Below are 26,252 nucleotides of genomic sequence, written 5' to 3' on the forward strand. Positions count from 1 at the left end.
GGAAGACTCCTGCCGGGGCGCTTAGAACCGCGCGCCCGAGCCGGAAATCGCGTCCAGGCTCCGGCGCAGCGCCTCGCGCGCCTGGGCGGCCTCTTCGGTCTCGCCGGCACTGGCCTTGGCCATGCGAGTAGCCGCCGCCGTGTCCTCGTAAGGCAGCGGCGGCTCGGCGCACGTACTGCTGCGCCCCGGCACCACGCCGTTGGCGAAGTAGGTACCGATCGTCGCATCGACGCAGGCATTGCTTTCCGGCACCACACCATGCGAGTAGGCGCCGGTGACCACGACCAGGTGCGCCTGCGGCAGCGCGTCGAAAGAGCGCCGGGCGCCTTCAGTCGCGGTCTGGGCATCGAACTCGCTCTGCAGCATCAGGATGGGGGCCGACGCGCCGGCGCGCGACAACGGCGGCTTGGCGACCGAAGGACCGCCCCAGGTCGCGCACAGGCTGCGGGTAACCGAACCGCCCTCGTAGGGATAGCTGGCCGCCATCTCGTTGCCCAGCTTCACCCAGTATTGCGGGTCGGTGCTCGTGGCCACCGTGTCGTTGCACACCACGGTGTTGAACACGGAATTGAAGGTGCTGAGCTCCACCGGCGAAGGCGTTGGCGTGAAGGCCCGGAAATACGGCTCGATCATGGCCTGGGCCATGCCCCGGATCTCGATGTCGTCGCCGAAAGAGTCCGGCACGAACTCGTACTCCATCAGCTTCGCGTCCAGCTCCCTGGAATCATCGATGCCGGGGTTGTCGATCAGCACCTGGTTCATGCCACGCGCGGCGGCGATGAGCTGCGCCCCCTTGGCGACGCGGTTGGTCTTGCTCAGGATGGCGTGCAGCCCGGCCTGTTGGCCGAACGCCACCCGCATGGGTTCTGGCAACGCGCGGTAGACGTTCGCGATCTTGGCCGCGTCGGTGCCTATTCCGAAGCGATCGGGATGGCGGGCCGCGAAGGGAGAGATGAACTCGTCCAGCACACGCTGCATGGCCATGGGCTGCATCACGACGTTGACGTCGATATTGCCGGTGACGTCCATCGAGCTGTCCAGCACCACGCGCCCGACCCGCTCGGGGAACAGCGACGCATACCAGGCCCCCAGCCAGGTTCCGTAGGAAATGCCGACGTAGTTGAACTTGGCGTCGCCCAGCAGTTCGCGGATCAGGTCCATGTCGCGGACCGTGGCGTCGGTGTTGATGTACTTGACCAGCGGATTGCGCAGGCAGGCATCGCCCAGCGCATTGGCGTTGAACAGCATGGCCGCGACGTTGGCCTCGCTACGGTCCGAGCTGTGGTGCTCGGGCCTGAGCATGCCGCTCGTGCCTCAGTACATGCGGCTGCTGGCGCCGACGCCGCGCGGCGAAAAGCCGATCATGTCGTAACGCTGGGTGATCGTGCGAAGCTGCTGCCCCGTGGTCGTGGACTCGCTGGCGTTGCCCCACAGCGCGGCCAGGTTCAGCGACCAGGCCAGGCCGTCGCCGCCGGGGCCGCCCGGATTGACCAGGATGGCGCCCAGCCGCTGCGAGGGCTCGCCCGCCGCCACGCGGGACACGGCCACGACGGCGTCGCCCTTCGTAGGGTTCGAATAGTCGAGCGGCACGCGTATGGTCGCGCAGCTCAGACGCTTGTTCAGGGTGATATAGGCGGGAGATTCGCCGCCCACGGTTTCAGGATCGCATTCATGCCAACTCACGACCTGGTCGCGGTAGGGCTGCAGGGGGTCGACCGGAGCGGGAACGGCGCCGTCGCCGCCGCAGGCAGCCAGCGCGGCCAGCGCGGCGGCCGCCAGCCCTCCGGCCAAGGCACGTACTCGCAAATTCGAGAAATCACAATGTCGAATCAATTCGATACCCCCTGTTGCCTATTTATCAATTTGTTTCACTTATGCTTATTATCGGCGGGCACCTTATCAAGAGCAAGCACGCGGGTGTTTTGCCCCCCTCGCCGACTTGGATCTATGCTGGAAGGCTACGAAGGAGCCCATCATGTCCACTCCGCCCGCCGCTTCCGACACGGTCAGCCGTCCCCGCGACATTGAACGCATCGTTGCCGGCCGCGCCACCTCCGACGGGGCCGGCGTCAAGCTCACGCGAGTCATCGACCAGCACCTGCAGCGCCGCCTGGACCCGTTCCTGATGCTGGATGCATTCGGCACGGACAACCCCGATGACTACATCGCGGGTTTCCCGGACCATCCGCACCGCGGCTTCGAGACCATCACCTACATGATCGCGGGCCGCATGCGCCACCGGGACAGCGCCGGCCACGAGGGCCTGCTGGAGAACGGCGGCGTGCAATGGATGACCGCGGGCCGGGGAGTGATCCACTCCGAACTCCCGCAGCAGGAAGCAGGCGTCATGGAGGGCTTCCAGCTCTGGCTGAACCTGCCCGCGCGCGACAAGATGTCGACGCCCTGGTATCGCGACTTCCAGGCTGCGGACCTGCCCCGCGCCAGGACCGCCTCGGGCGTCGAGGCCACGGTCATCGCCGGCCGCAGCCATGGCGTCGAAGGCGCGGTGTCGCGGCCCGCGACCGACCCGTATTACCTCGACGTGCACCTGCCGGCGGACGCGCGGTTCGAGCAGCCCCTGCCCCCCGGCCACAACGCCTTCGTCTACGTGTATCGCGGCACTGTCGCCGTCGGCGCCACCACGGTCGAGGCCGGCCGCATGGCCATCCTGGCCAACACGCCCGATGCCGACGGCGCCGTCCTGGCCGCGCACGGCGGACCGGCCCGCGCGCTGCTGATCGCCGGCCATCCGCTGCACGAACCCATCGCGCAATACGGACCGTTCGTCATGAACGACCAGCAGGAAATTTTCCAGGCGCTGAGCGATTTCCGCGACGGCCGCCTGGCTTGAGAGACATTGCGATGAAACCCGAGATCGAACTGCACCGGGTCTACGACCACGCAGGCGTCGCACCAGGCCGCTACCGGGTCCTGGTGGACCGATTGTGGCCGCGCGGCGTCCGCCGCGAGGACCTGACGTACGACGCATGGCCCAAGGTCCTGGCGCCCAGCCCCGAACTGCGCCGCTGGTTCGGCCATCGCCCCGAACGATGGACCGAATTCCACGAACGCTACGCGGCCGAACTCAAGGGCGACGCGCAGCGGCAGGGCCTGTCCGCCCTGCTGCACGATGCCGGCGATCGCCCCATCACCTTGCTGTACGGCGCGAAGGACCCCGACCACAATCATGCGCTCGTGCTGCGCGACGCGCTGCTGCGAACCGCCCGCCATTCCTCATGACGACTCTGACACTGCTCGTGGAATACCGCCCCACTCCCGTGGGGCAGATGCTGATACTGACCGACGAAGACGGCCGCCTGCGGGCGGTCGATTGGGAAGACTACCAGCCGCGCATGCATGAACTGCTGGGCCATCACTACGGCAGGCAGGGCTATGCGCTGCGCGACCGCGGCGCCCCCAGCGAGGCGCGCCGGCGGCTGGATGCCTACCTGGAAGGCGAGTTGCCGGCCATCGACGATCTGCAAGTGGCCACCGCCGGGACGGCCTTCCAACGCGACGTCTGGCGCGAACTCCGGCGCATACCCGTGGGACAGACCATCAGCTATTCCGAACTCGCCCAGCGCATCGGGCGGCCCAAGGCCGTGCGCGCGGTGGGGCTGGCCAATGGCGCCAACCCGGTCAGCATCGTGGTCCCCTGCCACCGCGTCATCGGCGCCAATGCCAGCCTGACCGGCTACGGCGGCGGGCTGCACCGCAAGGTCTGGCTGCTGGAACACGAAGGCGTGCGGCTGGCGTCGCGCGCAAGCGGCCGCCAGCCGGGCCTGTTCTGACGCTCCCCGCCGGGAGCGCTTCTTCGGGCGCTAACGCTTCATCTTGGCGTTGTCCTGGGTGGACTTGACCAGGCTTTTCAGTTCCTTGCCCTTGGCCAGATGCTGCTGCAGGCTGGGCAGCGTCTTGCTGGCGAAGGCCTTCACGTCCGAGTCCTCGGCATCCTTGGCCGCCTTCTCGAACAGCTTGACGGCATCCTCGTGCGCATCGACCGCGATGTCGTCGGCGTATTCCTTGTCAAAGTCCGGGCCGCTTTTCTTCTGCAGGTCGCTCAGCGACGAGCGGACCTTGCGGGTGGGCTCGGCCGGCAGTTGCACGCCCTTGCTGGAAGCCAGCGTCTTCAGCTCGCCGTCCACCTTCGTGTGATCGTCCACCATCATCTTGGCGAAGCTCTTCACGTCGGGATGCGAGGCGTTGCGCTCGGCGATCTGGCTGGCGCCGATCTCCAGCTGCCCGCTCTCGGCGGCGTCCTGTAGAAAGCGCGCGTCCTTGCGGGCAAGGTCGGCGGCTGCGGCCGAGCCGGCGCCGAACGCCAGCGCAGCGGCCAATACGGCGGTCTGCAATCGATGCATGGCAATTCTCCTGTGATCAAGACACCGGGGTCTCAGCAATCCCCGTACCCGGACGACGCAGCCATCGGCTGCGACGCCTTACCTGCGCCCTTCCCGCTTCTCTAGGACCGCGGGCGTATCGTCCTGCGGCGCGCTCAGGCCGGGCCGGTCCTGCCGGGGGTCGGGCTGCGGCGATCCGTCGTAGCGGGTGGCGGGCTTGTGCTCCGCCCGCCTGGATGGCGGCGCACCTTCCTCGGCGCCGGTGCTCTCGGGCAGCGACGCGAGCTGTCCCACGCCCTGCTCGTTCGACGGGCGCTGTTTCTCGTCCTCTTTTTTGGATTCCATGGTGTGCTCACTCGATGTGCGGTTGGTCCCACCTGCCAGCAAGCCTCGTTCCCCATGCAGGCGGTATAGTTGTCGCTCGCCCCGCTTTCACCCGAGACCCGATCCATGGCCAGACTCCTGTACGACCTTGCCGGCGCCAATCCCGACTTCCGCTTCAGCCCCTATTGCTGGCGCGCGCGGCTGGCGCTGGCGCACAAGGGCCTGGAGGTGGAGACCGTGCCATGGCGCTTCACGGAAAAGGACAAGCTCGCGTTCTCGGGCCAGGGCCGCGTGCCCGTGCTGGTCGATGGCGACCGGGTGGTATCCGATTCGTGGCAGATCGCGCTGTATCTCGAAACGGCCTATCCCGACGCGCCGTCGCTGTTCGGTGGACCGCAGGCCCAGGCCATGGCCAGGTTCGTCAACGGCTGGGCCGATTCCGTGCAACTGCCCGGCCTGACGCGCCTGGTGCTGGTCGATATCCCCGCCACGCTGCACGAAGGCGACCTGTCCTACTTCCACAGCAGCCGCGAGCAGCGCCTGGGCATGCCGCTGGCTGCCGCTTGCGCCGACCGCGACACCCGCGTCGAGGACTTCCGGGCCGGCCTGATGCCGCTGCGGCTGGTGCTCAAGGCCCAGCCCTTCCTGTGCGGCGACGCCCCCGCCTATGCCGACTACATCGTCTTCGGCGGCTTCCAGTGGGCCCGCTGCGTCAGCGACTTCCCCATCCTGGCCGACGACGACGTGGTCGCGCAGTGGCTCGAGCGCATGCTGGAGGCCGCGGGCCCGGTGGCGCGGCGCATGCCGTCGCTGCGCGCCTGAACCCGGCACGTCCAACTGCAACATCGCTTGTAAGCGGGCGGGCCGGCCTCATATCCTTTGCCATCCGTGCCGGCGCCGGACGGACGATCGCCTCTTCCGACATGCTCCTGAAGCATCCGTCGCCTACGATGGTTGATAGCATTTTACGATCGACCATATTGAATCAATCAATTTGATCAATTATCCAGTGACGTATACCATTCATATACGTCTTTTCAACCCAGCAAGAGAGGAAACTGCAATGTCTCTAGTCAATACTCAGGTCAAGCCGTTCAAAGCGACCGCCTTCAAGGAAGGCAAGTTCGTCGAAGTCACCGACCAGACCCTGAAGGGCAAGTGGGCCGTGGTGGTGTTCTATCCGGCCGACTTCACCTTCGTGTGCCCGACCGAGCTGGAAGACCTGGCCGACAACTACGCCGAATTCCAGAAGCTGGGCGTCGAGGTGTTCTCGGTCTCGACCGACACCCACTTCTCGCACAAGGCCTGGCACGACACCTCGCCCGCCATCGGCAAGATCAAGTACACGATGATCGGCGACCCCACCTGGGAAGTCACCCAGAACTTCGAAGTCCTGCGTGAAGGCCAGGGCCTGGCCGACCGCGGCACCTTCATCATCGACCCGCAAGGCGTGATCCAGGCCGTCGAAGTGACCGCCGAAGGCATCGGCCGCGACGCCAAGGAACTGCTGCGCAAGGTCAAGGCCGCCATCTACGTGGCCAACCACCCGGGCGAAGTCTGCCCCGCCAAGTGGAAGGAAGGCGAGAAGACGCTGGCTCCTTCGCTGGACCTGGTCGGCAAGATCTAAGTCACGCAACGGCAGTAGCAGAAACAAACGCAGTACCGCCCGGGGCGCCACAAGCGGCCCGGGCGCCATCCGAGAACACAAGATACGGAGCGAAGGGAGCGAAATATGTTGGACGCCAATCTCAAGACCCAGTTGCAGGCCTACCTGGAAAAAATCACGCAGCCGATCGAGATCGTCGCGTCCCTCGACGACGGCGACAAGTCTCGCGAGCTCGCTGAACTCCTGAAGGAAATCGCCGGACTGTCGGAACGCATCACGCTGATCGAGCGACGCGACGACGCCGAGCGCAAGCCCTCCTTCACCATCAACCGCCCCGGCCAGGACATCGGCATCCGCTTTGCCGCCATTCCCCTGGGCCATGAATTCACGTCGCTGGTCCTGGCCCTGCTCCAGGTCGGCGGCCACCCGATCAAGCTCGATGCCGACGTGATCGAGCAGATCAAGAACCTGGACGGCGACTTCTCGTTCGAGACCTATGTGTCGCTGTCCTGCCAGAACTGCCCCGAGGTCGTCCAGGCGCTGAACGTGATGTCGCTGCTGAACCCGCGCATCCGCCAGGTCACGATCGACGGCGCGCTGTTCGAGGACGAGGTCGAGAAGCGCCAGGTCATGGCCGTGCCCACGGTCTACCTGAACGGCGAAGTGTTCGGCCAGGGCCGCATGAGCGTGGAAGAATTCCTTGCCAAGCTCGACAGCGGCGCGGGCCAGCGCGACGCCGAGAAGCTGAGCGCGCGCGAACCGTACGACGTGCTGATCGTCGGCGGCGGGCCGGCGGGCGCGGCCGCGGCCGTCTACGCGGCGCGCAAGGGCATCCGCACCGGCGTCGTGGCCGAGCGCTTCGGCGGCCAGGTCCTGGACACGCTGGCGATCGAGAACTTCATCTCCGTCAAGGAGACCGAGGGGCCCCAGTTCGCCACCGCGCTGGAAGAACACGTCAAGGCCTACGACGTCGACATCATGAACGTGCAACGCGCCGAGGCCCTGGTGCCCGGCGCCAAGATGATCGAGGTCAAGCTGGCCAACGGCGGCGTGCTCAAGGGCCGATCCGTCATCCTGGCCACCGGCGCCCGCTGGCGCGAGGTGAACGTGCCGGGCGAGCGCGAGTACCGCAACCACGGCGTGGCGTACTGCCCGCACTGCGACGGCCCGCTGTTCAAGGGCAAGCGCGTGTCCGTGATCGGCGGCGGCAACTCGGGCGTGGAAGCGGCGATCGACCTGGCCGGCCTGGTCGAACACGTGACCCTGCTGGAATTCGCCCCCGAACTGCGTGCCGATGCGGTGCTGCAGCGCAAGCTCAACAGCCTGTCCAACGTCACGGTCATCACCCAGGCGCAGACCACCGAGATCACCGGTGACGGCAAGAAGGTGAACGGCCTGAAGTACAAGGACCGGCAATCGGGCGACGAGCACCACATCGAACTCGAAGGCGTGTTCGTGCAGATCGGCCTGGTGCCCAATACCGAATGGCTCAAGGGCACCCTGGCGCTGAGCAAACATGGGGAAATCGAGGTCGATGCCAGGGGCCAGACCTCGGTGCCCGGCGTGTTCGCCGCGGGCGACGTGACGACCGTGCCGTACAAGCAGATCATCATCGCCGCGGGTGAAGGCGCGAAGGCCGCGCTCAGCGCCTTCGACCACCTGATCCGCTCGTCGGTGGAAGCCGACGCGCCCGAAACGGCTGCAGTGCCCGCCTGATTCCGTTGCTGGGTTGGCGGTCCAAGGCCCGCGAGGTTCGCCTCGCGGGCCTTTTTTATTTGGTAGGCGCCAAGGGCAAGGCCAATGCCTTGATGATCGCGCGGGCCGCGTCCGCGGGCGCCAGCGCGCAGGTATCGATGGCGACGTGCGGCTCCGGCATGGCTCGCTCGGACGCGGCAAACTGCTCGCGCAATTCCCGCAGGAGATCGAGCGATCGAAGCTTCCCGAACTCGGCACGGCTGGGTGCGACCAGGCGCTTTTCCTGCTCAGCCACGGGAACGCTCAGTCGGACGAACCGTGTCCTGCCGCCGGCGGCCTTCACCACGTCGAGCGCCCGCCGGGGAAAGCCCGCGGCAACCGACGGCTCCGGCGCGAACGTGAAGACAAGGGAGCGCGCGGCCACAGCGGCCTCGTGCATCATTTCAAGCCACATGCGTTCCCGCAGCCTGACAAACGGTTCCGTACCGAAGGGGAACACGGAAGCCACGGCATCGACAATCAGGTGATTGTGGAAGACGGAAAAACCGGTCAGGCGACCGAGCTCCCGTGCAATGGTCAATTTGCCGGATGCGACGGGTCCATAGATAAAAACCATTTCCATGCCGGGCATTATGGCATCGACGCCCCCATGAATGCCTAGGCGGCTTCGTCGCCGGACTCCCATTGCTCGAGCAGGATGGCGATGTTGGCCGCCGTGCGCCCGATGTGCTGGGCCAGCAGTTCGCCCGCGCGCGCCTCGTCGCGGTCCAGGGTGGCGCGCAGGATGGCCTCGTGTTCGTCGGGAATGTCGCGGTCCAGCGGACGCTCGCGCAGGAAGATGCGGCGGTAGCGGTCGGAGAACGCCAGCAGCTTCTCGCAGAACTGGGCCAGCACGGGCATCTGGCCGCCGCCGATCAGCATCAGGTGGAACTCGCGGTGGCGGATCTCCCATTCGGCAAGCGCCTCGGGATCGGAAGCGGCCCGCTTCTCGACCTGCTGCAGGCGGTGGTGCGCCGCCAGCACCGCGACCTCCCAGTCTTCGCCGCCCTGCTGCATGGAAATCCGCAGCGCGTGCGGCTCCAGCATGGTGCGCAGCTCGGTGATTTCCTGGTGGTTGCGCACGGACACCGGCGCGGCCTGGTAGCCGCGCTGGTCCTGCGCGATCACCAGCCCCTCGGCGGCCAGCCTCGACAAGGCCTCGCGCAGCGGACTCAGGCTGACATGGAACTGCTGGCTGAGCTGGTTCAGCCGCAATTGCTGGCCCGGGCGGAAGGTGCCGTTCAGCAGTTCGTCGCGCAGCGACTGGGTCAATTGGGAGGTCAGGGATGTGCTCATGGACCGGTGTCAGCCATAAAATCGATATTGACTGTAAAATCGATTTAAATAAATATAAACGAAAATCGACAACCAGGAGGATTTTCCCATGCTGCCCAAACGTATCGACCGTGCCGCCGTCGACGCCCGCATCGGCCCCTACGCCGACACCGAACAGAGCCTGGACGAGCGCGCCGCCATCTACCAGGAACTGATCGGCTTCGTTCCGCCCCGCATCGAGGCCCGCCTGGCCGTGACCGGCGCGCTCGATCCCAAGCTGGTGGACCTGCAGGAGAAGATGCGCGAGCACGCGATGTACCCGAAGTGCTTCGACGTGAAAACCGCGCAGCTGATGCTGTTCGGCATGCTGCTGATGGACCTGAGCGACGCCGCCGTCCTGCATGGCATCGCCGCGCGCCGCGCCGGCGCGACCTGGGAGGAAATGCAGGCGGTCGTCAGCCTGTGCTTCCTGTTCCGGGGGCTCTCGGCCGCCAACCGCGGCGCCGAGCTGCTGGCCAACATCGCCGACCACGAAACCAAGAACAAGAAGGAATCCCAGGGCTGATACAGCCGGCCGGCCTCGGCGACCCGGCCTTTTCATCCACACAATCGCCGCGTGGCATCACCACAGACAATAACCAGGAGACAACATGACTTCCTTCTTCCGCCCCACCCGGCGGGCCGGCGTGCTCGCGCTGGCCGCCGCCTTCGGCTGGCCGCTGGCCGCCGCCGCGCAGGACTACCCCACCCGGCCGGTCCAGCTCATCGTCCCGTTCGCACCCGGCGGCGCCATCGACCAGATGGCCCGCGCAGTGGGTTCGGCGCTCAGCCGCGAACTCGGCCAGCCCGTCGTGATCGAGAACAAACCCGGCGCCGGCGGCAACATCGGCGCCGAGCAGGTGGCCCGCGCGGCCCCCACCGGCTATGTCCTGCTGGTCGGCACCTCGGCCACGCACGGCGTCAATCCCTCGCTGTACGCCAAGATGCCCTATGACGCGGTCAAGGACTTCGTGCCCGTGGCCCATTGGGGTTCGGTGCCGAACGTGCTGGCGGTCAACGCCACGTCCAGCATCCGGTCGGTCGAGGACCTGGTCGCGCAGGCCAAGCGCGAGCCCGGCAAGCTGACCTACGGCTCCGCCGGCAACGGCACCTCGCTGCACCTGGCGGGGGAACTGTTCAAGCAGGCCGCGAAAGTCGATCTGGTGCACGTGCCCTACCGGGGCGGCGCCCCGGCCTCGCTCGATCTCCTGGCCGGCAACATCACCATGATGTTCGACACGGTGGCGGTCTCGCTGCCCAACCTGCGCGCGGGCAAGACGCGCGCGCTGGCGGTCGCGGCGCCCGCGCGCCACTTCGCCCTGCCCGACGTGCCGACCTTCGCCGAGAAAGGCTATCCCTCGGTGGTGTCGGCCACCTGGGCCGGCGTGTTCGCGCCGGCGGGTACGCCGGCGGCCGTCGTGCAGAAGCTCGAAGATGCCAATCGCCGCGCGCTGGAAGATCCGACGGTGGCCGAGGTCATGCGCAAGACCGGCGTCCAGGTGGCGTTCCGCGGCAGCCGCGATTTCACCACCTACGTGGCGAGCGAGATCGCGCTGTGGGGAAACATCATCCGGAGCAACAACATCCGCGCGGATTGACGCCCCGCGCGCGCAGGCCCCGTCCAGGCGGGGCCTGCGCGCGTCCCCTCGAACCACCGCAAGCACGAAACGTGGCACCATTACGACCGCCCTGCCCGTACCTTCTCGTCGAGCGGTGAAATCCATGCCACACATTCCAGAAAAAAAGCCTGAATCGCTAGGCCAGGCCGCCTATCGGCAATTGCAGGAAGCCATCGAGACCGGCGTTCTCAAGCCGGGCGACCGCGTCAGCGTGAACGCCCTGGCCGACCGGCTCGCCATCAGCCGCACGCCGGTGCGCGAAGCCATCGCCTGGCTCGAGACCGACGGCCTGATCGTGCACCAGCCCTATCTGGGCCGCGTGATCGCCGAACTCGACCATCAGATGGTGAACGAGCTCTATGCGCTGCGCTTCGTGATCGAACCGGCGGCGGTCGGCATGGCGGCCAAGAATGCGACCGATGCCGAGATCGACGTCCTGCGCGAGATGCTCGAGTTCGAACGCTCGGTCCTGAACGAGCCCATCGAGCGCGAGCGCCACAATCGGCGCTTCCACAACGCCCTGTACCGCACCGCGCACAACCGCTACGTGATCAGCACGCTGCGCGCCCTGCAGACGCCCATGATCCTGCTGGGACCGGCCACGGCCACTAACCCCAAGCGCCTGCAGGACGCCTATGCCGAACATGCCGAGCTGGTCGAGTGCATTGCCGCGCATGACGCCGACGGCGCCCGCGCGGCCATGGTCCGGCACCTGACCGGCGGGCAGCGTGCCCGCGTCAGCTACCTGCTCAACCGGCAGTCCGACTAGGGCCGCCGGCGTTCAGCCGCCCACGACGATACCCAGCTTGTCGATCAAGCGGGTCCATTGCTCCAGCTCGGCGCGAATGAAAGTCCCGAACTCGGCCGGCGTCGTCAGCGAGGGCTCGGCGCCATGCTCCATCATCTGCTTGACGATCTCGGGCTCGCGCAGCGCGGCATTCACGTCCTTGTTCAGCTTGTCGACCACCGCGGCGGGCGTGCCCACCGGGGCCAGCAGGCCGAACCAGCCCACCGCCGCGTAACCCGGCACCCCCGCCTCGGCCACCGTGGGCAGATTGGGCAGGGCCTTGGAGCGTTCAGCGCTCGTCACGGCAAGCGCTTTCAGGCGGCCCGTGTCGACATAGCCCATCACCGTCTGCGCCGGCGCGAACATCAGGCTCAGCGTCCCGCCCAGGAGGTCGGTCACGGCCTGGCCCGTCCCCTTGTAGGGCACGTGCATCATCTCGATGCCCGCCACTTCCTTGAACAGTTCCACGGACAGATGCGAGGCCGCGCCTATGCCCGACGAACCGAAGGTCAGCTTGCCGGGTTCGGCCTTGGCCCTGGCCACCAGCTCCTTGATGCTGTTGATGCCCAGCCGGGGGTTGACCACCACCACGTAGGCGGAGGCCGACACCAGCGAGATGGGCGCGAACTGCCCGACGTTCTTCTTGTCGAGCGAGGCGGTCGAACTCATCATCAGCGTGTAGCCGTCGGCCGGCGCCCGCGCCACGAAGTTGGCCCCGATGTGTCCGCTGGCACCCGGCCGGTTGTCCACGATCACCTGGGTCTTCCAGACCTTGGTCAAGTGGGCGCCCAGTATGCGTGCCAGGGTATCGGCGCCGCCGCCGGGCGGGAACGGCACCACGATGGTCACCGGCCGCGACGGAAAGGCCTGCGCCTGGGCCGGGGCGGGCAGCACCGCGACCAGCGGCAGCAAGGCCGCCGCCGCGCAGGCCGTGCGGCGCGCCGTATCGATTGCACATTTCATGATCCATCTCCTCCAATATGAAAACAGTCGCCAGGCGTTGTTATTGATCGTTCCCGGCGGGGTTCAGCGCGCCGCGACGATGCGCGTGCGCAAGGCCATGGCGGGTTCCTCGAACGCGCACTCGACCACGTCCCCCGGCTTCAGGAACAACTCTTCGGCATTGGGCTTGCCCACCGCCACGCCGCCGGGCGCGCCGGTGGAAAACATGTCGCCGGGCTTGAGCGGCAGCAGCCTGGAGAAATGCTCGATGATGTCCGGCAGCTTCCAGATCTGGTCGGAGGTATTGACGCGCATGCGCGCTTCGCCGTTGACGCGGCAGGTCACCCAGATGTCGTAGGCGTCGCGCACCTCGTCCATCGTGATGAGGTACGGGCCCAGCGGCCCGAAACCCGGTGCGTTCTTGGCCGTCCAGAAACGCGAGCCCGACGCGACCTCGCGCTTCTGGGTATCGCGGCAGGTCAGGTCGTTCAGGATGGTGATGCCGGCCACGTAGTCGAAGGCGTCCTCGCGGCGCGCGCGATAGGCGGGCTTGCCGATCACGAACACCAGTTCGGGTTCGTAGTCCAGGTGCGGCACATCGACCGGCCGCTCCACCTCGGCATCCTGCCCCACCAGGCAGGCGTTGAGCTTGATGAAACCCGTCGGTTCCTCGGGCAGTTCCTTGATGAGATCGGTGCGCTTGAGTTCTTCGAGATGGGTGCGGTAGTTCTTGCCCACGCACAGGAATTTCTCGGCATCGGGCACGGGCGGCTGCAGCCGGACCGCTTCCAGCGCGTAGGCATGGCGATCGCGCAGCGCGGCGTCGCCCGAGGCCGCATCCAGCAGCCGCCGGGCGCGCGCCAGGCCGGCGTCCCCCTCCTCCAGCAACGTACGCATCGAGCGCGGGAAGGCTCCTTCCCCCGGCTCCACGGCGGCCGCGCAGCGGGCCAGGTCGAGCATGCGGTCCTTGCACAGCACCCCGACGCGGGCGGCGGAGGATTCGGCAGGGACGGTAAAGGTGGCGAGTCTCATGCGGGGGCCTCAATCAGCGTATCGAAGTGGGCGATGCTATTCCTGAATTCAGCTAAATTCAACTGAATTCAATTGAATTCAACCATAAAAAACGCCGAGCCTCCTGGAGAGGACTCGGCGTGGCGGGAGGGAACCCGGCGTGTTTAGGGGGGCGTAGCGGCCTAGCCTTCGCGGCTTTCCAGCGTGAACGTGGCGCCGGCGTCCTGGGCCAGGACCTCGGTCAGCCAGGGCATGATTTCCTTCAGGGCCGACTCCAGCACCCACGGCGGATTGACGATGAACATGCCGCTGCCGTACAGGCCCAGGCCGTCGCTCGACGGCTTGCGCACGGTCAGGCTGACGTGCAGCCAGGCGCGCCCGGGCACGCGCGCCAGCCGCCCCGCCAGTTGCTGCGATTCCAGCCGCTGCACCTGCGGATACCAGACCGCGAAGCAGCCGGTAGCGAAACGCTTCAAGCCCTCTTCCAGGCAGTGAAGGACACGGGCGTAGTCGCGCTTGTCCTCGTACGACGGGTCGATCAGCACGATGCCGCGCCGCGTCGGGGGCGGCAGCAGGGCCTTCACGCCGTCGAAGCCGTCGGCGGCATAGATCATGGTGTGGCGCTCGATCTCCCGGCCCAGGTGGCGGCAGTTGCGCCGCAGGACGTCGATCTCGGTGGGGTGCAGCTCGAACAGCCGCAGGCGGTCCCGTTCGCGCAGCGCCTGCGCCGCGATGAAGGGCGACCCGGGATAGTGGCGCAGCAGATCGTCCTCGTTGAAGGCGGCGATCTCGTCCACGTATTCGGCCACGATGCCGGGCAGGTCGTCGCGCGTCCACAGGCGCGCGATGCCGGTCTCGAACTCGGCGTTCTTGCCCGCCCAGTCGCCTTCCAGCGCGTAGATCCCGGCGCCCGCGTGGGTGTCGATGTACCAGTACGGCGCGTCTTTCTGGGCGAAATAGCGCAGCAACTGCACGAGGACGAGGTGTTTGAGCACGTCGGCATGGTTGCCGGCGTGGAAGGCATGGCGATAGCTGAACATGGACTTTCCAGAAGAGCGCCCATTGTAGGCGCCAGGCGTGAAGGACGCCCACGCCGCGTTACATGTGCCACGCATCCCTTGCAATCGTGACGGCTTGCACCGGAATCCGCGTGAAACCGGCCTGCGCCGGCATCACGCCTTACAAATGCACACAGCCTGCTTTGACACCCGATCGGCCGCCCTCGTATGTTGAAAGCATCGGCCACCTCCACCCCGCTGGAACGGCCGCTTTCAAGGAGAGATCGATGAGGACACGCAACCTGATGATCGCCGCCATGATTGCAGCCTTCTCAGCCGCCACGCCCCTGGCCATGGCTCAGGGCGACGGCCAGAGCACCAAGGAGTCGGCCAGCAGCTTCGCCGGCGACACGGTAATCACCACCAAGGTCAAGGCCGCGCTGCTGAAGGAACAGGCGACGCAGTCGCTCAGCATCAAGGTCAAGACGGTCAAGGGCGTCGTGCAGTTGTCCGGCTCGGCGGACGACTCCGCGCAGATCGATTCGGCCGTGCGGGTGGCGCGCGGCATCGACGGCGTCCAGGACGTCAGGAACGACATCCAGCTCAAGAAGACGGGCGACCGCTGATCGGTGCGCCACGGGCGGCGCCGTCGACCGCCGCCCGGCTCCAGGCGGAAAGCCCCGAACAGCCCGCCTGAAGTCCTGCCATACCTGGCTTTTCATTTTGATGAACCGCCCCTAATATGCGCCTGGGGGGACAGGCCGTAGACGGGGCCGGATCGGCACGCGCCAAGCCGCAGCGGCGGCGCGCGCCGCAACGGGCGCTGCGCATGGCTTCCCACTATCGTCCACGCACCTGGAAGCCACCATGCTAGAGCGCCTATTCAAACTCCACGAACACGGCACCAATGCTCGCACCGAGCTGCTGGCGGGAATCACCACGTTCCTGACCATGTCCTACATCATCTTCGTCAACCCGCAGATCCTGTCCACCACCGGCATGGACAAGGGCGCCGTCTTCGCCGCCACCTGCATCGCGGCGGCGATCGGCTCGCTGATGATGGCCTTCGTCGCCAACTACCCCATCGGCATGGCGCCCGGCATGGGGCTGAACGCATTCTTCGCATTCACCGTCGTGGCCACGCTGGGCTTTACCTGGCAGCAGGCGCTGGGGGCGGTCTTCATCTCGGGCGTCATCTTCATCGTGCTGACCGTCACGGGCGTGCGAAGCTGGCTGATCGCGGGCATCGCGCCTTCCCTGCGCAGCGCCATCGCGGCCGGTATCGGCCTGTTCCTGGCCATCATCGCGCTCAGCAGCTCGGGCATCGTGGTCGCCAGTCCGGCCACGCTGATCACCATGGGCGACCTGCACAAGCCCGCCCCGCTCCTGGCGATACTCGGCTTCTTCATCATCGCCGTGCTGGACGCGCTGAAGGTCCGCGGCGCCATCCTGCTGGGCATCCTGATCATCACCGTGCTCAGCATGGTGCTGGGCATCAACGAATTCCACGGCGTGTTCTCGACGCCCCCCAGCCTGGCGCCCACCTTCCTGCAACTGGACATCCTGGGCGCGCTGCACATGGGCTTCGTGCACGTGGTGCTGGTGTTCGTGCTGGTCGAGGTGTTCGACGCCACCGGCACGCTGATGGGCGTGGCCAAGCGCGCCGGCCTGCTGGCCGAGGGCAAGAACCGCATCGGCCGCGCCCTGCTGGCCGACAGCACCGCCATCACCGCGGGCTCGCTGCTGGGCACCAGCAGCACCACGGCCTACGTCGAAAGCGCCTCGGGCGTCCAGGCCGGCGGCCGTACCGGCCTGACGGCCCTGGTGGTCGGCGCGCTGTTCCTGGCCGCGCTGTTCATCTCGCCGCTGGCCGGCTCGGTGCCCGCCTACGCCACCGCGCCCGCGCTGCTGTACGTGGCCGGCCTGATGATGCGCGAACTGATCGACGTCAAGTGGGACGACATCACCGAAGCCATCCCGGCCGCGCTGACCGCGCTGGCCATGCCCTTCACGTACTCGATCGCCACCGGCCTCGCGTTCGGCTTCATCAGCTACGTCGTGCTCAAGGCTTGCACCGGCCGCGTCCGTGAAATTCATCCCGCGGCCTGGCTGATCGCCATCCTGTTCCTGATCCGCTTCGCCTTCTTCGCGGCCTGATCCGCGAACGGGAGCAGGAGCCTAATCCTCGTCGACGAACAAGGTGCAGGCTCCCTCCTCGGCCGCGCTGGCCGCCCGCCGCATGTGACCGAACAGGTCGCGTCCCACGCCGCGGCGATGCGGCCGCAGGTCGGGCACGGCCTGGGCCGGGCGGGCCGCCAGGTCCGCCAGTACCTCCAGCACGCCGCGCCCCGCATCCAGCCGCACCCGGTCTCCGGTCCGCACCCTGCCGATGGCACCGCCCTTCAAGGCTTCCGGCGTGACATGGATGGCCGCGGGCACCTTGCCCGAAGCCCCCGACATGCGGCCGTCGGTCACCAGCGCAACCTGGAACCCTCTTCCCTGCAACACGGACAGCGTGGGCGTGAGCTTGTGCAGTTCGGGCATGCCGTTGGCGGCCGGCCCCTGCCAGCGCACGACCGCGACGAAATCCCGCTCCAGCTCGCCACGCTGGAAAGCGGCCAGCACCTCGTCCTGGTCCTCGAACACGATGGCGGGCGCTTCCACCACCTGGTGCTCGGGCGCCACCGCCGAGATCTTGATGATGGAACGGCCCAGGTTGCCTTCCAGCACGCGCAGCCCGCCGTTGGGCGAGAACGGACGGTCCAGCGGACGCACGATGGTCTCGTCGCCCGGAACCTCGGCGCCGTCCCGCCAGGCCAGCCGGCCGTCCTGCAGATAGGGCTCGCGGCAATAGGCCTCTAGCCCCTTGCCCATGATGGTGGTGACGTCCTCGTGCAGCAGCCCTCCCATCCGCAGTTGGCGAATGACGAATTGCAGGCCGCCCGCGGCATGGAATCCGTTCACGTCGGCCTTGCCGTTCGGGTAGACGCGCGCCAGCAGCGGCACCACCTCGGACAAGGCATGGAAGTCGTCCCAGTTCAGCACGATGCCGGCGGCCCGCGCCATCGCCACCAGGTGCAGGGTGTGGTTGGTCGAACCGCCGGTGGCCATCAGCCCGACGATACCGTTGACGAAGGCCTTCTCGTCCAGGACGTCGCACAGCGGCGTGTACCGCCCGCCGCCGTGCCACAGCGACACGGCATGCCTGGCCGCCTCGCGGGTCAGGGCCTCGCGCATCGGAGTGTGGGGATTGACGAAGGAGGTTCCGGGCAGGTGCAGGCCCATGAACTCCATCAGCATCTGGTTCGAATTGGCGGTGCCGTAGAAGGTACAGGTGCCCGGCCCATGGTAGGCCAGGCTCTCGGCCTCCAGCAATTGCGCGCGGCCGACCTTGCCTTCGGCATACAACTGGCGGATCCTGGCCTTCTCGTCGTTGCCCACGCCAGTGGTCATGGGCCCGGCCGGGATGAACACGGCCGGCAGGTGGCCGAAGGACAGCGCGCCGATGACCAGGCCCGGGACGATCTTGTCGCACACGCCCAGGTACACCCCCGCGTCGAACATCTGGTGCGACAGGGCCACGGCCGTGGCCATGGCGATGACGTCGCGCGAGAACAGCGACAGCTCCATGCCCGCCTGGCCCTGGGTGACGCCGTCGCACATGGCCGGCACGCCGCCGGCGAACTGCGCCGTGGCGCCGGCCGCCAGCGCGGTTTCCTTGATCCAGGCGGGAAATTCGGCCAGGGGCTGGTGGGCCGACAACATGTCGTTGTAGGCCGACACGATGGCCACGTTGGGCTGCTCCTGCACCTTGAGCATGAGCTTCGCGCGATCGGGCATGGCCGCGAAACCGTGCGCCAGGTTGGTACACGACAGCTGGCTGCGCTCGACCTTCGTGCCGGCCCGCGCGCGGGTTTCCTCCAGCCACTGCGCGCGGCGGTCTCCGCCGCGCGCGATGATGCGGTCGGTGACTTCCTGTAAGACGGGATGCAAGGACATGGCGGTCGACCTCCGGGATACTTGCGCGCGGCGGGCGCGCCCGCAAGTATCGGGCCCGCTAGCCTTCCAGCGACTTCAAGCGGCGCAACTGGGGAAACAATACCATCCACAGCAGGGCCACCGCGACCGTGCCCGCGCCGCCGATCAGCACCGCCGGCACGACGCCGAACAGCGCGGCCGTCACGCCCGACTCGAACTCGCCCAGTTGATTGGAGGTGCCGACGAACAGGGAGTTCACCGCGCTGACGCGGCCCAGCATCTCCGGCGGCGTCTGCAACTGGACCAGCGTAAAGCGGATCACCACGCTGACCACGTCGGACGCCCCCAGCACGAACAGCGCCGCCATGGAGACAGCCAGATGCGTGGACAGGCCGAACACGACCGTGGCCAGCCCGAAGACCACCAGCGACGAGAACAGGATGCGGCCGACGTGGCGATGGATGGGGTGATGGGCCAGGAAGACCGACATGGCCAGCGCGCCCACGGCGGGCGCCGTGCGCAGCAGCCCCAGCCCCCATGGCCCGGTGTGCAGGATGTCGCGCGCGTAGATGGGCAGCAGCGCGGTGGCGCCGCCCAGCAGGACCGCGAACAGATCCAGCGACAGCGTTCCCAGGATGACCGGGCGGCTGCGGATGAAAGCGATGCCCGAGAACACGGATTTGAGCGTGACCGGCTCGCGGGTGGACGCGGTGCGTTCCGCCCGTATCAGCGCCACCAGCCCGCCGCCGACGAAGAAGAACACGCAGGCCACCACGTAGGCTACCATGGACCCGAAACCGTACAGCAGCCCGCCCATCGCGGGCCCGAGGATCTGCGCGGTCTGGGTGGCGGAGGTGGACCAGGCCGCCGCCTGGGGAATGAGGCTGCGCGGCACCACGCCCTGCACCAGGGCCGCCATCGTGGGCGACTCGAAGGCGCGCGCGGCGCCGCCCAGCGCCACCAGCCCCAGGATGGCGTCGCGCGTGAGCCAGCCCTCCCAGGTACCGAAGGCCAGGAGGCCCGCCGCGACCGACTCCACCACCATGCAGACGCTGGCGATGGCCCGCCGGTCGTAGCGGTCCGCCACCTGCCCCACGACGAAGGTCAGCAGCACCATGGGCAGGAACTGCGCCAGCCCGACCAGCCCCAGGTCGAAAGCGCTGCCGGTGATCTCGTAGACCTGCCAGCCCACGGCCACCGACAGCATCTGGAACGACAGGGTCGACATGACCCGGCTGAACCAGAACAGGACGAAGGGCGGGTGGCGCGCGACCGACTGGATGCCGGCGGGATTATCTGCCGAACTCATCACCCATCTCTTGCGCGCGATGGGCGGCGGCCTGCATGGCCCGGACCACGGCCTGGCGGAAATTCGCCTGCGCCAGCACGTCCAGCGCCGCGGCGGTGGTGCCCCCCTTCGAGGTCACGCGCTCGCGCAGCACCGATGGCGGCTCGGAAGATGCCGCGGCCAGGCTGGCGGCACCCGACAGCGTGGCCAGCGCCAGCGCGCGCGACTGCTCGTCGTCCAGCCCCACGGCCTTGCCGCCTTCGATCAGGGCCTCGATGAACAGGAACACATAGGCCGGCCCGCTGCCGGACAGCGCGGTCACGCCGTCCAGGTCGGCCTCGCGCGCGACCCAGACGGTGCTGCCGACGGCTTCGAGCACGGCCTGGGCCTGCGCCCGGTCGGCCTCGCCCACGCCGTCGAGCGCGGCCAGTCCGGTTGCGCCCTGCCCGATCAGCGCCGGCGTGTTGGGCATGCAGCGCACCACGCGCGGCCAAGGCCGTGCCTCGGACCCCAGCCAGCGCGCCAGGTCGGCGGCCCGGATGCCGGCGGCGATGCTGATCACCAGGCTGTCCTTGAGCCAGGGCTGGCTGGCCGTCGCGACCTCTTTCATGACCTGCGGCTTGACCGCGTAGACCCAGATGGCGCAGCGGGACAGGGCCTCGTCCGGCGCCGCCGCGACCGTGGCCCCGCGCGCCGCCCAGGCCTGCCGGGTGGACTCGTGTGGATCCACGACGTGGATGTTCCCCATGGGGCAGAACTTGCCGGCCAGGCCGGAGATCAGCGCGGCGGCCATGTTGCCGCCGCCGATGAATGCGATGGAAAGCGATTGGGTCATTGAGATTTCCTTGGATAGCGTTGCGGCCGCGCGGTCAGGACGAATAATCCCGGGCGCCGAAGATGGCGGTGCCCACCCGGACGATGGACGCTCCGGCCGCCACCGCGGCCTCCAGGTCGTCCGACATGCCCATGGACAGGGTATCCAGTCCGAAGCCTTCCCTGTTCAGGTCGCGCATGAGCGCCGCCAGGCTGGCGAAGACGGCCTGCTGGCGGCCGGGATCGTGCTGGGGAGCGGGAATGCACATCAGCCCGCGCAGCCGAACGCGCGGCAGCGCGGCGATTTCCCGCGCCAGCCCGAGCGCCTCGGCGGGCGCCACGCCGCTCTTGGTCGGCTGGTCGTCGATGTTGACCTGGATGCACAGTTGGAGGTCGGCCATGCCGGGCGGCCGCAGATCGGACAGGCGCTGGGCGATCTTCAGGCGGTCGACGCTGTGGACCCAGTCGAAATGGGCGGCGACCTGGCGCGCCTTGTTGCTTTGCAGGGGTCCGATGAAATGCCATTCGGTGCCGGCCCGCAGGTCTTCCAGCGCGGCCAGCTTGTCGACGGCCTCCTGGACGTAGCTTTCGCCGAAGGCCCGCTGCCCGGCCCCGTGGGCCTCGCGCACCGCCTGGGCGGGAAAGGTCTTGGACACCGCCAGCAGCGCCACCTCGCCCGGCGCGCGGCCGCAGGCCCGGGCGGCATGGTCGATACGCTGGCGGACGGCGCGTAGGTTGTCGGCGATGGACGACATGGCTTCGGGGGAAAAGCGACGATTATATAGGCCGGCCCACCCTGCCGAACCGCCCGCGCTAGCCCAGCAGCGTGGTCTGCACGAAGAGGCCGGCGAACACCGAGAAGCCGAACCAGGTGTTGTGCAGGAAGGCGCGGAAACACGCCGCGCGGTCGCGATGGCGGATCCACCACAGGTGGCGCACGGCGATGGCGGCGGCGCCCGCCAGGCCCGCGGCATAAGCCCACCCGTAGTCCAGCATGGCACCGACCACGCCCAGCAGCGCCAGGGTCACCGCATAGCACGCGCCCACGGCGGCCACGTCCCACTTGCCGAAGGTGACGGCGGAGGTGCGCAGGCCCAGCTTGAGGTCGTCGGGCCGGTCCACCATGGCGTACTCGGTGTCGTAGGCGATCGCCCAGAAGATGTTGGCGGCCAGCATGATCCAGCCTTCCAGCGGCACGGTCTCGAGCACGGCCGCGTAGGCCATGGGGATGCCGAAGCCGAAGGCGATGCCCAGGTAGGCCTGGGGAATGGCGAAGAAGCGCTTGAACTTGGGATAGGTGACGGACAGGAACACGGCCACCACGGACAGGGCCCAGACCAGGCGGTTCATGGGCAGGATCAGGAGCAGCGCCAGCAGCGTCAGCACCAGCGTCACGCCCAGCGCCTCGCGGCCCGAGATCAGGCCGGACGTCAACACCCGGTCGCGCGTGCGCTCGACGTGCAGATCGACGTCGCGATCGAAATAATCGTTGATGCCGCAGCCGGCCGAACGCATCAGCGCCGTACCCATCACGAACGCGAACACCAGGTACAGCGACGGCTCTCCGTTGCTGGCGGCCCACAGGGCCCACAGCGTGGGCCAGACCAGCAGCAGGATGCCGATCGGCTTGTCCAGGCGCACGAGGCGCATGTACAGGCCCAGGCGGTGGGAAAGAGAGACGGGAAGCGTAGGGTCCATGCCGTTATGGTAACAGCGCCTCTCACAGGATCGGGTGATGCGTGCCCACCCTCCGATTCCTAGAATGCGCGCATGAGAAAACTCCTGCTCGCACCCGCGCTGCTATGCGCAGCCCTCGCCGGCTGCGCCACGACAGACCCGGCGGATACCGCCCGTTCGCCCGAAGCCATCGCGGCGGCCCAGGCCGCCTTCCAACAGATCCAATGGGGCTTTTTGCAGCCTTACATCGGCCACTTGTACGTCAATGACGACGGCGACCAGTTGCGGGTAGCGGCAGAACCGGACAAGAGAGCGCTGGCCATCAGCCTTTACTCGGCCAACCGCCTGGTACATGCCAACTCGGTCCGGCTCCTGGTTCGCACCACGGCGACCCAGGACACCTACCACGTGCTGATCGAAAACTCCGGCATGTTCAGCGACGACGAGGCGACCATCCGCTTCGACCAGAGTGGTCGCATGCAGGTATTGAACGGCTCTCTCAACGATCTGCAATTGACCCTGACCGAGTCTGCGGCGCATTTTTCCTATGCGGCGTCGATCGGCCCGTTCAGCATGACGCCCAAGCCGCTGCGCCGCGACGTCTACACCCTGCCCGACGGCAGCACCGTTCCCGTCAGCCTCGATCCGGGCTCTCCCTACCAGCAGTTGCGCGCCGCCGGACCGTTCGGCATCTGGGAACACAGTGTGGGCCAGACCTTCGTCGGCCGCACCATCCTGCTCAAGGTCGACAAAGACGAGGCAGGCAACCTGGTTTTGGAGTACAGCCTGCTCGACGGATCGCGCCCTGGCCGGGAAATCTACCGCCCGCCCTCCAAGACCGACCTCAAGGCTTTTCGCGCACTGAGCCTGCCGAACCGGTCCGGCGACGAGTTCGACAGCAGACGGCTCGAGCTGACTGCGGACGATCGCCTGATTCACCACTACACGGGCACGGAGAATATTTTCACCTTCAACGGCGACTATCTCAACGTCTACACCAACCGCGGCACTTCCATCCGCATGATGGGACGATCGCAGGATCCAGACGATGACGAGTACTCGACCTGGAACAACATCTACCTTCCCGTGACACGCGAACGCCTGGCCGCGGCCATGGAAAACCGGGAAAAGGACCGGATCGAGCGCGAACGCGCCCGGGAATATGCCCAGCGTCGCGCCGCCGAACGGGCGGCCGAATCACAGGCCACGATGAACGCGATCATGAGCGGCCTGGCCAGCGGCTTCCAACAGGCCAACCAGACCAACATGCGCATGGCGCAGCAATCGCAGGACTTCGAACGCAACCTGAACCAGAAACTGCGGCAGATCGGGCAGCAGAAACAGCAGCGCGAGCGCGAAGCCGCCGAGCGCGCCGACCGGATCATGGCGGCGAACGCCGCGGCGGCGCAGGCCCGCGCGGCCCCCTCCCCGACGTTCCCCGCCTCGTCCGCGCCGCAACGGACCGCAGCCGCGACGCCGGCGGCAAACCCCCAGGAGGCCCGGCGTCTGCAAGAAGCCCAGCGCAAGCAGGAAGAACAGCGCAAGGCCGAAGAAGCCCGCGCCGCGGAACAGGCCAGGCAGGCCAAGGAAAAACAGCGCGAGGAAGAAACCCGCAGGAAGGCGGAGCTCGCCCGCCAGGAACAGGAGCGCCGGACCCAGGCGCTGCTGAATCATCTCGCCGCCGAGCGGCGCGCCATACGCCTGCAGGCGGCCCAATGCCCCGCCAAGGGGGGACTGCCCTCGGTGATCGGCATCCGGCCCCGCGTGCAGCCCAAGGTCGCCAACTGCATCACGGTGCATTTCGAAGCCCGCTGCCCCGCCGACCGTCCCGGCACGGGAATGACCGGGTCGATCTGGGCCTACAACGGCATGGGCAATTGCACCGAAACCGGCGACCTGCCGCGCAAGCTGGCCTGCGACGTGCGGGAAGCCGTGGTCGAGGTCACGAACGTGACCACCTGCCAATAACAGCGGCGGGGCCCTGCCGGGCCCCGGACACCGCTAGTTCAGCCCGCGCAGCGCGAAACGCTTGAGCTTGCCCGTTTCGGTACGGGGCAAGGCATCGACGAAGCGGATGACGCGCGGGTACTTGTAGGGAGCGATGGTGCGCTTGACGTGCTCCTGGAGAATCTTGGCCAGATCGTCTCCAGGCGCGAAGCCGGGACGCAGCACGACGAAGGCGGTGACGACCTGGCCTCGCTCGTCGTCCGCAACGCCGATCACGCCGCATTCGGCCACGGCCTCGTGCTGGAGCAAGGCGCTTTCGACCTCGGGGCCGGCGATGTTGTAGCCGGCCGAGATGATCATGTCGTCCGTGCGGGCCTGGTAATACAGGTAGCCGTCCTCGTCCATCATGAAGGAATCGCCGGTCAGGTTCCATCCCTGGCGCACGGCGTTGGCCTGGCGATCGTCGGCCAGGTATTTGCAGCCGGTGGGGCCGCGCACGGCCAGGCGGCCGACGGTGCGAGGCGGCAGCGGCTGCATGGATTCGTCGACGATGCAGACCTCGTAGCCGGGCACCACCTTGCCGATGGCGCCCCGGCGCACGTCCTGGCCGGCGCTGGAGATGAAGATGTGGATCATCTCGGTACTGCCGATGCCGTCGGTCATTTCCACGCCGGTGGCCTGCTTCCAGCTCTGGCGCGTGGCGTCGGGCAGGGCCTCGCCGGCCGAGACGGAATGGCGCAGGCTGGAGATGTCGTAGCCCGATGCCAGCGCCGCCATCTGGCGGTAGAAGGTGGGCGCGGTGAAGACGATGGTGGCGCGGGTGGCCTGGATGGTTTCCAGCAGCGAGGCCGGAGTCAGCTTCTCGGACAGCACGGTGGAAGCGCCGGCGCGCAGTGGGAAGCACAGCATGCCGCCCAGGCCGAAGGTGAACGCCAGCGGCGGCGTGCCGCAGAAAATGTCGTCGGGCGTGGCCTGCAATATCGAGCGCGGGAACAGATCGCACATCGCCAGCACATCGCGGTGGAAGTGGATGCAGCCCTTGGGGCTGCCCGTGGTGCCGCTGGTGAAGGCGATCAGGCAGACGTCGTCGCTGGCCGTATCGCAGGCGGGGAAAGGTACGGCCTTGCCACGCGCCAGGGTCTCCAGCGACTCAGGACCGTCGTCGTTGAAAAAGCGAGCCTGTGCCAACGTGGGGCATTGGGTGGGGCCGGGCCGCATGCAGGCGTCGATCTCGTCGCGCAGGCGCACGTCGCACAGCGCCGCGCTGACCTGCGCCTTGTCGATGACGGGCTTGAGTTCCACCGCGCGCAGCAGCGGCATGGTGGGCACCGCCACCAGACCCGCCTTGATCGTGGCCAAGAGGGCGGTCGCCATGGCCGGATTGTTCGGTCCGCGCAGCAGGACCCGGTTGCCGGGCACCAGGCCCATGTCCTCGACCAGGACGCGCGCCAGGCGGTCCACCCGCTGCTGCAGTTCGAGATAGGTGATGGCAGACGGCTTGCCGTCGGTCACCGTCCAGATGGCCGGACGCTGGCCGTGCCCCGCCGCCACCGCGCCGTCGACCAACTCGGCCGCGCAGTTCAAGCGGGCGGGATAGCGGACGGCGGGATGATCGAGCAGGAATGCCGGCCAGGCCTCGGGCGGCGGAAGATGATCGCGCGCAAAGGTATCGAGATGCCCCGAGCGTTCCATGAGTGGTCTCCAGCGGTATGCGCGGCCTCGCGGCCGGCAGTGACGGGTCGAAGATTAATTTAACTTAAAATTTTTAAACCTCAAATAATTTTCCGCATCCAGGCAGGGAAAGAACCTAGAAAAAAATCCCTGCATCGCGTCGCCCGCGAGGCAGGGATTTCCATGACACGGCGCCGGGAACG

General features: G+C 67.5%; 27 protein-coding genes. 12 read left to right on the forward strand and 15 right to left on the reverse strand.

What is annotated here, in order from left to right; translation table 11 throughout:
• Nucleotides 1-21 precede the first annotated feature (21 nt).
• Nucleotides 22-1,302: an alpha/beta hydrolase gene (locus tag WKR98_RS26400; RefSeq protein WP_341435087.1), complete on the reverse strand. Its 1,281-nt coding sequence runs from the start codon at nucleotides 1,300-1,302 to the stop codon at nucleotides 22-24.
• A gap of 12 nt (nucleotides 1,303-1,314) precedes the next feature.
• Nucleotides 1,315-1,791 (reverse strand): hypothetical protein, encoded by a 477-nt coding sequence (locus tag WKR98_RS26405; RefSeq protein ID WP_341435088.1) that lies wholly within the window; start codon nucleotides 1,789-1,791, stop codon nucleotides 1,315-1,317.
• 184 nt (nucleotides 1,792-1,975) lie between these two features.
• Between WKR98_RS26405 and WKR98_RS26410 the strand changes: the two genes are divergently transcribed.
• The 3 genes from WKR98_RS26410 to ogt are packed head-to-tail and all read left to right on the forward strand — an operon-like array spanning nucleotide 1,976 to nucleotide 3,791.
• Nucleotides 1,976-2,851, forward strand: coding sequence for a pirin family protein (locus tag WKR98_RS26410; protein ID WP_124688643.1), 876 nt, complete (start codon nucleotides 1,976-1,978; stop codon nucleotides 2,849-2,851).
• Nucleotides 2,852-2,862: 11 nt separating this feature from the next.
• Nucleotides 2,863-3,240, forward strand: coding sequence for a DUF488 domain-containing protein (locus tag WKR98_RS26415; protein WP_341435089.1), 378 nt, complete (start codon nucleotides 2,863-2,865; stop codon nucleotides 3,238-3,240).
• Entirely contained in the window at nucleotides 3,237-3,791 is a 555-nt protein-coding gene (gene ogt, locus WKR98_RS26420; protein WP_341435090.1) for a methylated-DNA--[protein]-cysteine S-methyltransferase, read from the forward strand. Before WKR98_RS26415 ends, ogt begins: the two co-directional genes overlap by 4 nt.
• Before the next feature lie 30 nt (nucleotides 3,792-3,821).
• On the opposite strand, the gene WKR98_RS26425 is transcribed toward ogt, so the two are convergent.
• Together WKR98_RS26425 and WKR98_RS26430 are read right to left on the reverse strand one after the other, a co-directional pair.
• Nucleotides 3,822-4,361 carry a DUF4142 domain-containing protein gene (locus WKR98_RS26425; RefSeq protein WP_124688641.1) on the reverse strand — a complete coding sequence of 180 codons (540 nt, stop codon included), beginning with the start codon at nucleotides 4,359-4,361 and terminating at the stop codon, nucleotides 3,822-3,824.
• Between the two features lie 78 nt (nucleotides 4,362-4,439).
• On the reverse strand, nucleotides 4,440-4,685 hold the full coding sequence (locus tag WKR98_RS26430; protein ID WP_341435091.1) for a hypothetical protein: 246 nt from the start codon (nucleotides 4,683-4,685) through the stop codon (nucleotides 4,440-4,442).
• A 105-nt stretch (nucleotides 4,686-4,790) separates the two neighbouring features.
• On the opposite strand from WKR98_RS26430, the gene WKR98_RS26435 reads away from it, so the two are divergent.
• The 3 genes from WKR98_RS26435 to ahpF all read left to right on the forward strand — a co-directional run bounded on the left by WKR98_RS26435 (nucleotide 4,791) and on the right by ahpF (nucleotide 7,986).
• Nucleotides 4,791-5,486, forward strand: a complete 696-nt coding sequence (locus tag WKR98_RS26435) for a glutathione S-transferase family protein (RefSeq protein ID WP_341435092.1) — start codon at nucleotides 4,791-4,793, stop codon at nucleotides 5,484-5,486.
• Nucleotides 5,487-5,727: 241 nt separating this feature from the next.
• Complete coding sequence (gene ahpC, locus WKR98_RS26440; protein ID WP_124688638.1) at nucleotides 5,728-6,291, forward strand: alkyl hydroperoxide reductase subunit C; 564 nt, start codon at nucleotides 5,728-5,730, stop codon at nucleotides 6,289-6,291.
• Between the two features lie 105 nt (nucleotides 6,292-6,396).
• The gene (gene ahpF, locus WKR98_RS26445) at nucleotides 6,397-7,986 is read left to right on the forward strand and encodes an alkyl hydroperoxide reductase subunit F (RefSeq protein ID WP_124688637.1); all 1,590 of its coding nucleotides are present in this window, start codon (nucleotides 6,397-6,399) and stop codon (nucleotides 7,984-7,986) included.
• Nucleotides 7,987-8,041: 55 nt separating this feature from the next.
• On the opposite strand, the gene WKR98_RS26450 is transcribed toward ahpF, so the two are convergent.
• Together WKR98_RS26450 and WKR98_RS26455 are read right to left on the reverse strand one after the other, a co-directional pair.
• Nucleotides 8,042-8,596, reverse strand: coding sequence for a shikimate kinase (locus WKR98_RS26450; protein WP_341435093.1), 555 nt, complete (start codon nucleotides 8,594-8,596; stop codon nucleotides 8,042-8,044).
• 26 nt (nucleotides 8,597-8,622) lie between these two features.
• The gene (locus WKR98_RS26455; protein WP_124688636.1) at nucleotides 8,623-9,300 is read right to left on the reverse strand and encodes a GntR family transcriptional regulator; all 678 of its coding nucleotides are present in this window, start codon (nucleotides 9,298-9,300) and stop codon (nucleotides 8,623-8,625) included.
• A gap of 88 nt (nucleotides 9,301-9,388) precedes the next feature.
• On the opposite strand from WKR98_RS26455, the gene WKR98_RS26460 reads away from it, so the two are divergent.
• The 3 genes from WKR98_RS26460 (at nucleotide 9,389) to WKR98_RS26470 (ending at nucleotide 11,706) form a co-directional block, all read left to right on the forward strand.
• On the forward strand, nucleotides 9,389-9,844 hold the full coding sequence (locus WKR98_RS26460; RefSeq protein WP_341435094.1) for a carboxymuconolactone decarboxylase family protein: 456 nt from the start codon (nucleotides 9,389-9,391) through the stop codon (nucleotides 9,842-9,844).
• Between the two features lie 85 nt (nucleotides 9,845-9,929).
• A complete protein-coding gene (locus tag WKR98_RS26465) occupies nucleotides 9,930-10,916 on the forward strand; it encodes a Bug family tripartite tricarboxylate transporter substrate binding protein (protein WP_341435095.1) in 987 nt (328 codons plus the stop codon).
• A 124-nt stretch (nucleotides 10,917-11,040) separates the two neighbouring features.
• The gene (locus tag WKR98_RS26470) at nucleotides 11,041-11,706 is read left to right on the forward strand and encodes a GntR family transcriptional regulator (RefSeq protein WP_124688633.1); all 666 of its coding nucleotides are present in this window, start codon (nucleotides 11,041-11,043) and stop codon (nucleotides 11,704-11,706) included.
• Between the two features lie 12 nt (nucleotides 11,707-11,718).
• On the opposite strand, the gene WKR98_RS26475 is transcribed toward WKR98_RS26470, so the two are convergent.
• The 3 genes from WKR98_RS26475 to WKR98_RS26485 form a co-directional block, all read right to left on the reverse strand.
• Nucleotides 11,719-12,687, reverse strand: coding sequence for a tripartite tricarboxylate transporter substrate binding protein (locus WKR98_RS26475; protein WP_341435096.1), 969 nt, complete (start codon nucleotides 12,685-12,687; stop codon nucleotides 11,719-11,721).
• A gap of 63 nt (nucleotides 12,688-12,750) precedes the next feature.
• A complete protein-coding gene (locus WKR98_RS26480) occupies nucleotides 12,751-13,698 on the reverse strand; it encodes a fumarylacetoacetate hydrolase family protein (protein ID WP_341435097.1) in 948 nt (315 codons plus the stop codon).
• Nucleotides 13,699-13,859: 161 nt separating this feature from the next.
• Complete coding sequence (locus WKR98_RS26485) at nucleotides 13,860-14,717, reverse strand: 23S rRNA (adenine(2030)-N(6))-methyltransferase RlmJ (protein ID WP_341435098.1); 858 nt, start codon at nucleotides 14,715-14,717, stop codon at nucleotides 13,860-13,862.
• Nucleotides 14,718-14,962: 245 nt separating this feature from the next.
• On the opposite strand from WKR98_RS26485, the gene WKR98_RS26490 reads away from it, so the two are divergent.
• Nucleotides 14,963-15,301, forward strand: a complete 339-nt coding sequence (locus WKR98_RS26490; RefSeq protein WP_341435099.1) for a BON domain-containing protein — start codon at nucleotides 14,963-14,965, stop codon at nucleotides 15,299-15,301.
• Nucleotides 15,302-15,542: 241 nt separating this feature from the next.
• Nucleotides 15,543-16,832, forward strand: a complete 1,290-nt coding sequence (locus WKR98_RS26495; RefSeq protein ID WP_124688629.1) for an NCS2 family permease — start codon at nucleotides 15,543-15,545, stop codon at nucleotides 16,830-16,832.
• A gap of 21 nt (nucleotides 16,833-16,853) precedes the next feature.
• Here WKR98_RS26495 and edd read toward each other — a convergent pair whose 3' ends face one another.
• The 5 genes from edd to ubiA are packed head-to-tail and all read right to left on the reverse strand — an operon-like array spanning nucleotide 16,854 to nucleotide 22,452.
• Nucleotides 16,854-18,674 carry a phosphogluconate dehydratase gene (edd, locus tag WKR98_RS26500; RefSeq protein WP_341435100.1) on the reverse strand — a complete coding sequence of 607 codons (1,821 nt, stop codon included), beginning with the start codon at nucleotides 18,672-18,674 and terminating at the stop codon, nucleotides 16,854-16,856.
• Nucleotides 18,675-18,732: 58 nt separating this feature from the next.
• Complete coding sequence (locus WKR98_RS26505) at nucleotides 18,733-19,962, reverse strand: MFS transporter (protein ID WP_124688627.1); 1,230 nt, start codon at nucleotides 19,960-19,962, stop codon at nucleotides 18,733-18,735.
• Entirely contained in the window at nucleotides 19,946-20,776 is an 831-nt protein-coding gene (gene proC / locus WKR98_RS26510) for a pyrroline-5-carboxylate reductase (RefSeq protein ID WP_124688626.1), read from the reverse strand. Before proC ends, WKR98_RS26505 begins: the two co-directional genes overlap by 17 nt.
• Before the next feature lie 34 nt (nucleotides 20,777-20,810).
• Entirely contained in the window at nucleotides 20,811-21,509 is a 699-nt protein-coding gene (locus WKR98_RS26515; RefSeq protein ID WP_341435101.1) for a YggS family pyridoxal phosphate-dependent enzyme, read from the reverse strand.
• A gap of 58 nt (nucleotides 21,510-21,567) precedes the next feature.
• Nucleotides 21,568-22,452, reverse strand: a complete 885-nt coding sequence (gene ubiA, locus WKR98_RS26520; RefSeq protein WP_341435102.1) for a 4-hydroxybenzoate octaprenyltransferase — start codon at nucleotides 22,450-22,452, stop codon at nucleotides 21,568-21,570.
• 72 nt (nucleotides 22,453-22,524) lie between these two features.
• Here ubiA and WKR98_RS26525 point away from each other — a divergent pair, with 72 nt between their 5' ends.
• Nucleotides 22,525-24,399 carry a hypothetical protein gene (locus WKR98_RS26525; RefSeq protein ID WP_341435103.1) on the forward strand — a complete coding sequence of 625 codons (1,875 nt, stop codon included), beginning with the start codon at nucleotides 22,525-22,527 and terminating at the stop codon, nucleotides 24,397-24,399.
• A gap of 33 nt (nucleotides 24,400-24,432) precedes the next feature.
• Here WKR98_RS26525 and WKR98_RS26530 read toward each other — a convergent pair whose 3' ends face one another.
• Nucleotides 24,433-26,070, reverse strand: coding sequence for an AMP-binding protein (locus tag WKR98_RS26530; RefSeq protein WP_124688622.1), 1,638 nt, complete (start codon nucleotides 26,068-26,070; stop codon nucleotides 24,433-24,435).
• Between the last annotated feature and the right edge of the window lie 182 nt (nucleotides 26,071-26,252).

The sequence above is a fragment of the Pigmentiphaga sp. YJ18 genome (genome assembly GCF_038066655.1).
Lineage (GTDB): Bacteria > Pseudomonadota > Gammaproteobacteria > Burkholderiales > Burkholderiaceae_B > Pigmentiphaga.